Origin of the sequence: Streptomyces johnsoniae (assembly GCF_031845565.1) — a bacterium.
Taxonomy (GTDB): domain Bacteria; phylum Actinomycetota; class Actinomycetes; order Streptomycetales; family Streptomycetaceae; genus Streptomyces; species Streptomyces johnsoniae.
Window position 1 is genome coordinate 1 of sequence record NZ_JAVREV010000131.1, and the last position, 220, is coordinate 220.

General features: G+C 60.5%; 1 protein-coding gene. It reads left to right on the plus strand.

Going from position 1 to position 220, the window contains the following annotated elements:
* Window positions 1–220 (plus strand): acyltransferase domain-containing protein (locus RM779_RS33595; protein ID WP_311621575.1); only part of this gene is annotated, 220 nt, incomplete at both ends.

The following is a 220-nucleotide window of genomic DNA, read 5'->3' on the forward strand; positions in this document are numbered from 1 at the left end:
CTTTCTGGGTTGGTGCCGGGGTCGGGTCGGGTGCCGTTTTATTCGTCGGTGACGGGTGGGTTGTTTGATACGGCGGGGTTGGATGCGGAGTACTGGTTTATGAATTTGCGGGAGCGGGTGCGGTTTGTTGATGCGGTGGGTGCTGCCGAGGGGGATGGGTGTGGGGTGTTTATTGAGTGCAGTGGGCATCCGGTGTTGGTGCCGGGGTTTGAGGATGGGG